Here is a 5,471-nt window from a genome sequence, read left to right as displayed (position 1 = left end):
GTGTGCCACGAGGAGGAGCCGTCGTGGCCGTGATGACCGAGAACCAGGTGGACGCGGCGGTCACCGGCGCGCGTCGGGCGTGGTTCGCCTGGCGGCACACGCCCGCCGCCGAGCGCGGTGCGGCGTTGCGTGCCGCGGCGGCGACCCTGCGGTCCGGCGCGGCCTCGCTGGCCGAGATCCACGAGCAGGACACCGGCCGGCCGGCGGACGAGGCGGTGGAGTCGATCTTCGCCGGCGCCGGGACCCTCGAGCAGTACGCGGAGCTGGGACCGGTCCACCGCGGCCGCAGCCTGCACGGCGCGTGGTCGGCGACCGACCTCATGGTGCCGCAACCGCGTGGCGTGGTGGTGGCGCTGACACCGTGGAACGACCCGGTCGCGGTCGCGTGCGGCCTGCTCGGCGCGGCGCTCGTGACGGGGAACGTCGTGGTGCACAAGCCGAGTGAGCGTTCACCCAACGTCGGTGTGCGGCTCGGCGAGCTGCTCGCGCCGGCGTTCCCGGAGGGCGTGCTGCGGACCGTGACCGGCGACGGCTCGGTCGGGGCCCGTCTCGCCGAGCACCCGGGCGTCGATGTGATCGCGCACGTCGGCAGCACGGCCACGGGCCGGTCGATCGCCCGCGCGGCGGCACTGACCGGGGCGAAGGCGCTGCTGGAGAACGGCGGCAACGACCCGCTGGTCGTCGACTCCAGCGTGGACCCCGCGTGGGCCGCGCGCCAGGCGGCGCTGGGTGCGTTCGCCAACGCGGGTCAGATCTGCGTGTCCGTCGAGCGGATCTACGTGCACCAGGGCATCGCACGCGAGTTCCTGGCGGCGTTGACGGCCGAGGCCCGCCGCTGGGTGCGGGCACCCGCGGGGACGGGCGAGCACCGGCTGCCACCCCTGGTCGACGAGGCCCACCGCGCGAAGGTGCACGACCACGTGCGCCAGGCACTGGCGGCGGGCGCGAAGGCGCTGACCGGCGGCCAGGTCCCGGACGGCCGGGGCACCTGGTACCCGGCGACCGTGCTGGCGGACTGCACCGAGGACATGACGGTCATGTCCGAGGAGACCTTCGGCCCGGTCGCACCGGTGCGGGTGGTCGCGGACTTCGCGGAGGGCCTGCTCGCGGCCACCCGCGGACCCTACGGCCTGGCGGCGACGGTGCTGACCGCGGACATGGAACACGCACAGGAGGCGTGGCGCACCCTGCCGGCGGGAACGGTCAAGATCAACGACGTGTTCGGCGGCGCCCCGGGCGGCGCGGCCCAGCCTCGCGGGGCGAGCGGCACCGGCTACGGGTACGGCCCGGAACTGCTGGACGAGATGACGACCACGAAGGTCGTGCACATGACCTCACCGGGCAGGCTCTGATGCTCGCGCTCGGGCAACCCACGGGCGGGTGTGCGCGAGGGGGAACTTCGCGGGTCGCGGCTTCGCGGGAGCCGGCGCTCGGGATCCCCTCGTGCGCCCTGGAGCCGGGCGGGCCCGGGCGACAGGGACGTTCGCGGACCCGGGCGTTGCGGGAGCCCGTGTCAGGAACACTCTCGTGCGGCCGGGCAGCGAGGGGGAGGCGCTGATGCTGGCGCGACCCACTCGGCATCCTGCCGCGGACCTCGGGGCCCCGCCCGACTGGGCGGCGGTCGAACGGGTGCTCGTGGTGCGGGCGGACAACCTCGGCGACGTGGTCCTCGCCACGCCGGCGATCCGGGCGTTGCGGCAGGCCGTGCCGCACGCCGCGATCGATCTGCTCGCCTCTCCGGTCGGGGCGCAGGTCGCGCCGTTGATCCCCGCCGTGCGGGACGTGCTCACCGTGTCCGCCAGCTGGCAGCAGGCCGGCACGCCGGCGCGGCCCGTCGGCGAGTTGGCCCGTGCGGAGCGGGAGCTGATCGAGCAGATCCGTGCCCGCGACTACGACGCGCTGATCGTGTTCACCTCGCACAGCCAGTCGCCGTGGCCGGTCGCGCACGTCGGGATGCTCGCGGGGATCGGGATCCGTGCCGTGCACTCGGCGGAGTTCGGCGGTGCGCTCGCCACGCACTGGGTCACCCCGCCACCCACCGGGACCCACCAGGTGGACCGGTGTCTCCATCTCCTTGCCGCGCTGGGTGTTCCGCCCGCCGGCACGGAGCTGGAGCTGGCGGTCCCCGCGGTCGCGCGGACGGGTGGCGTGGTCCTCGCGCCCGGTGGGTCCTGCCCGAGCAAGCGTTATCCCGCGGCGCGGTTCGCGGAGGTCGCGCGGCTGCTCGCCGAGGCCGGGCATACCGTGCGGGTCACGGGCTCGCCCAAGGAGGCCGCGCTGGTGGACGAGGTCGTCAGTGGGGCCGGCCACGCGCGGGTCGCGCCGCTCGGGGAGGTCGGCGTGCCGGAGCTGGCCGCGGTCGTCGCCGGGGCGGATGTCGTGGTGTGCAACAACTCCGGCTGCCTGCACCTCGCCGACGCCGCCCGCACCCCGGTCGTCTGCACCTACGCCGGCACCGAGGGCCGCACGGAGATGCCGCCCCGCGCGGCGCCGGCCGTGCTGCTCGGCAGGCGCGTGTCGTGCTCGCCGTGCCGGCAGTTCCGCTGCCCGTACCACCAGGAATGCCTTGACGTCACACCGGAAGAGGTCGCCGCCGCCGCGATGCGGCTGGTCGCGCCCAAGGAGGTGAGCCTGCGATGACCGAACTGCTGGACCGGGGCACCGAACTGACCGCGGACGTGCCCGGCCGACTCGCCGCGAGGCGCCCGCGGGTGCTCGTGATCGGCGACATGATCCTCGACGAATGGTTGAGCGGCAGCGCCGAGAAGCTGTGCCGGGAGGCGCCGGCGCCGGTCGTCGCCGTGGCCAACCACGCCGCCGCGCCCGGCGGTGCGGCCAACACCGCGGTCAACCTGGCCGCACTCGGGGCCGACGTGCGGATGGTGTCCGCGGTCGGCGACGACGACAGCGGCCGGCGGCTTCTGGCCGCACTGGAGGAGTCCGGCGTGGACACCTCGCTCGTCGCGGTCGAGGGAAACCGGCGCACCACGACGAAACGACGGGTCGTGGCCGGCGACCAGGTGCTCGTGCGCCTCGACGACGGCGACCGCGACCAGGCGCCACTGTCCGGTGTGGACGTTCCGGAGGTGGACGCGGTCGTCCTGTGCGACTACGGCACGGGGTTGCTGTCGGGGCCCGTGCTCGACGCGCTGCGAGAAGTCCGAAAAGGACTTCCGTTGCTGGTCGTCGACGCGCACGAGCCGTGCCGGTGGGCGCAGCTGCGACCCGACTTCGTCACGCCCAACGCCGGCGAGGCGCAGACCGTCCTGGGCATGCCGGTCCCCCGCGAGGGACAGGTCGACTTCCTGACCGCGCACCGCGCCACGATCCTCGAACGCACCGGCGCCGCGGCCGCCGTGGTCACCCTCGACCGCGACGGCGCCGTGCTGCTCGACGGCACCCGACCCCCGCACCGCACGTGGGCACGGCCCGCGCCGGACAACCACACCGCGGGCGCCGGCGACACGTTCTGCGCGGCGCTGACCGTCGCCCGCTGCGGCGGACTCTCGCCGGTGGCCGCGGTCGAGCTGGCGCAGGCGGCCGCCGACGTCGTGGTGCACCGCCCGGAGACCGCGGTGTGCACGCTCGCCGACCTCGCCGCGCGGCTGGGCGACGGCGCGGGTGTCGCGGTCGACCACGACCGCCTCGCCGAGCTGGTCGCCGACCACCGCGCCGCCGGTCGCCGGATCGTGTTCACCAACGGCTGCTTCGACGTGCTGCACCGCGGCCACGTCACGCACCTCAACGAGGCTCGGCGGCTCGGCGACGTACTGGTCGTCGCGGTCAACTCCGACGACGGCGTGAGGCGGCTGAAGGGCCCGGACCGCCCGGTGAACGGCCTGCACGACCGCCTCGCGGTGCTCGCGAGCCTCGGCTGCGTCGACCACCTCACGGTCTTCGACGACGACACGCCGGTCGAGCTGCTCCGCCGCATCGAGCCGGAGATCTACGCCAAGGGCGGCGACCACCACCCCGACCTGCTCGCCGAGGCGGACGTGGTCCGCGGGTACGGCGGCGAGGTCCGCATCCTGCGCTACCTGCCGGACCGCTCGACCTCGGGCCTGATCAACCGCATCCGCCGCGGCTAGCGCGGGGCTCGCCGGGGCGCCCGTTCAGGGCGTCGCCGATGGCTGAACCGGCGTCAGGCCCGCTCGACCGCCTCCGCGGCGGCCAGTACGTCCTTCGTGGACAGTCGGCGCAGGCCGTCGGTGCCCGCCCACAGGGCCCGGTGTCGCGGCCGGTCGGCCGGTGGCCCCCAGCGGTCGGGTGGCGTCGGTCCGAAGAGGACGACCGACGGTGTGTCGTACGCGGTGGCCAGGTGCCCGACACCCGTGTCGTTGCTGACCACCAGCGCGGCCGCCGCGACGAGTGCCGCGAGCCCGGTCAGGTCGAGGTGCCCCGCGAGCACGGCGTCGTCGGGCAGATCCGCCTGCCGTGCCACGGTTTCCGCCAACGCGATCTCGCCGGTGCTGCCCGTGACCACCACGTGCCGCCCGGCCGCGGCGAGCGTCCCGGCCACCTCGGCGAACCGCTCGGCCGGCCACCGCCGGCTCTCGACGCTCGCACCCGGGTGCACGACGACCGCGTCCGGTGCGACGCTGGGCAGTTCCGGCAGGGCCAGTCGCAGCTCGCTCGGGTCGGCCGGGATCCCGTGCCAGGTGAGCAGATCGCACCACCGGCGCACCTCGTGCGTCTCCTCGTGCCACGGCGGCCCGGCCACCTCGGGGAACGCCGGGTGCCGGTGGGTGACCAGCCGCGCCGGCCTGGTGTCGAGCAGGTCGGCGACGCTCTCCGGGCCGGCGCCGTGCAGGTTCACCGCGACCCCCGGCGTGCCCGGATAGCGCAGCGCACCGAGTCCGGGGGTGGGCAGCAGCTCGTCCACCGCACCGGTCAGCGCGACCAGCTGGGCGAGGCCCTCCGGGGCGGCCAGCACGATCCGGTCCCGCGGGAACGCGCGGCGCAGCCCCCGCAGCGCGGGCACCGCCACGAGCAGGTCGCCGATCTTCAGGGCACGCAACACCAACACGTCCACGAGCAGCGGAATACCCTGCGCGGCGCCGGTTTGACCATCGTTCTCCCGGGCATCCGGCAGCCATGAGGGTGATGCTCTGGCACGTGCACGGTTCCTGGACCAACGCGTTCGTCCGTGGGCAGCACACGTACCTGCTGCCCACGCTGCCCGAGGGCGGCCCGTGGGGCGGCGGCCGCTGCGGGCACGACTGGCCGGCGACCGTGGAGATGAGCCCGGAGCAGCTGGCGGACACGGACGTCGACGTCGTGGTCCTCCAACGGACCGAGGAGATCGAGCTGGCCGAGAAGTGGCTCGGCCGCCGGCCCGGCCGGGACGTACCGGCCGTGTTCGTCGAGCACAACACCCCCAAGGGCGACCCGCACCCGCTCGCGGACCGCGACGACGTGCTCATCGCGCACGTCACCGAATTTATGAAGTGGTTGTTGTAGTTATTGAGTGT

4 protein-coding genes and 1 pseudogene are annotated in these 5,471 nt (G+C 74.8%); 4 read left to right on the top strand and 1 reads right to left on the bottom strand.

The annotated features are described in order from the left end of the window. The first annotated feature begins 32 nt into the window (after window positions 1–32). The 3 genes from ACJ73U_RS10715 to rfaE2 all read left to right on the top strand — a co-directional run bounded on the left by ACJ73U_RS10715 (window position 33) and on the right by rfaE2 (window position 4,088). A complete protein-coding gene (locus ACJ73U_RS10715) occupies window positions 33–1,352 on the top strand; it encodes an aldehyde dehydrogenase family protein (protein ID WP_407777409.1) in 1,320 nt (439 codons plus the stop codon). Window positions 1,353–1,557: 205 nt separating this feature from the next. Then, window positions 1,558–2,640 carry a glycosyltransferase family 9 protein gene (locus tag ACJ73U_RS10710; RefSeq protein WP_407777407.1) on the top strand — a complete coding sequence of 361 codons (1,083 nt, stop codon included), beginning with the start codon at window positions 1,558–1,560 and terminating at the stop codon, window positions 2,638–2,640. After that, window positions 2,637–4,088 carry a D-glycero-beta-D-manno-heptose 1-phosphate adenylyltransferase gene (rfaE2, locus tag ACJ73U_RS10705; protein WP_407777406.1) on the top strand — a complete coding sequence of 484 codons (1,452 nt, stop codon included), beginning with the start codon at window positions 2,637–2,639 and terminating at the stop codon, window positions 4,086–4,088. Before ACJ73U_RS10710 ends, rfaE2 begins: the two co-directional genes overlap by 4 nt. Before the next feature lie 53 nt (window positions 4,089–4,141). Here the strand turns inward: rfaE2 and ACJ73U_RS10700 are convergent, their stop codons facing one another. Beyond that, complete coding sequence (locus ACJ73U_RS10700; protein ID WP_407777408.1) at window positions 4,142–5,038, bottom strand: glycosyltransferase family 9 protein; 897 nt, start codon at window positions 5,036–5,038, stop codon at window positions 4,142–4,144. 56 nt (window positions 5,039–5,094) lie between these two features. Between ACJ73U_RS10700 and ACJ73U_RS10695 the strand changes: the two are divergent. Beyond that, window positions 5,095–5,442, top strand: a pseudogene (locus tag ACJ73U_RS10695) (glycosyltransferase family 1 protein); the annotation flags it as partial. Window positions 5,443–5,471 lie beyond the last annotated feature (29 nt).

The organism is Actinophytocola sp. (assembly GCF_045807065.1).
GTDB lineage: Bacteria > Actinomycetota > Actinomycetes > Mycobacteriales > Pseudonocardiaceae > Actinophytocola.
This window is presented reverse-complemented; position numbering and strand designations above follow the sequence as displayed.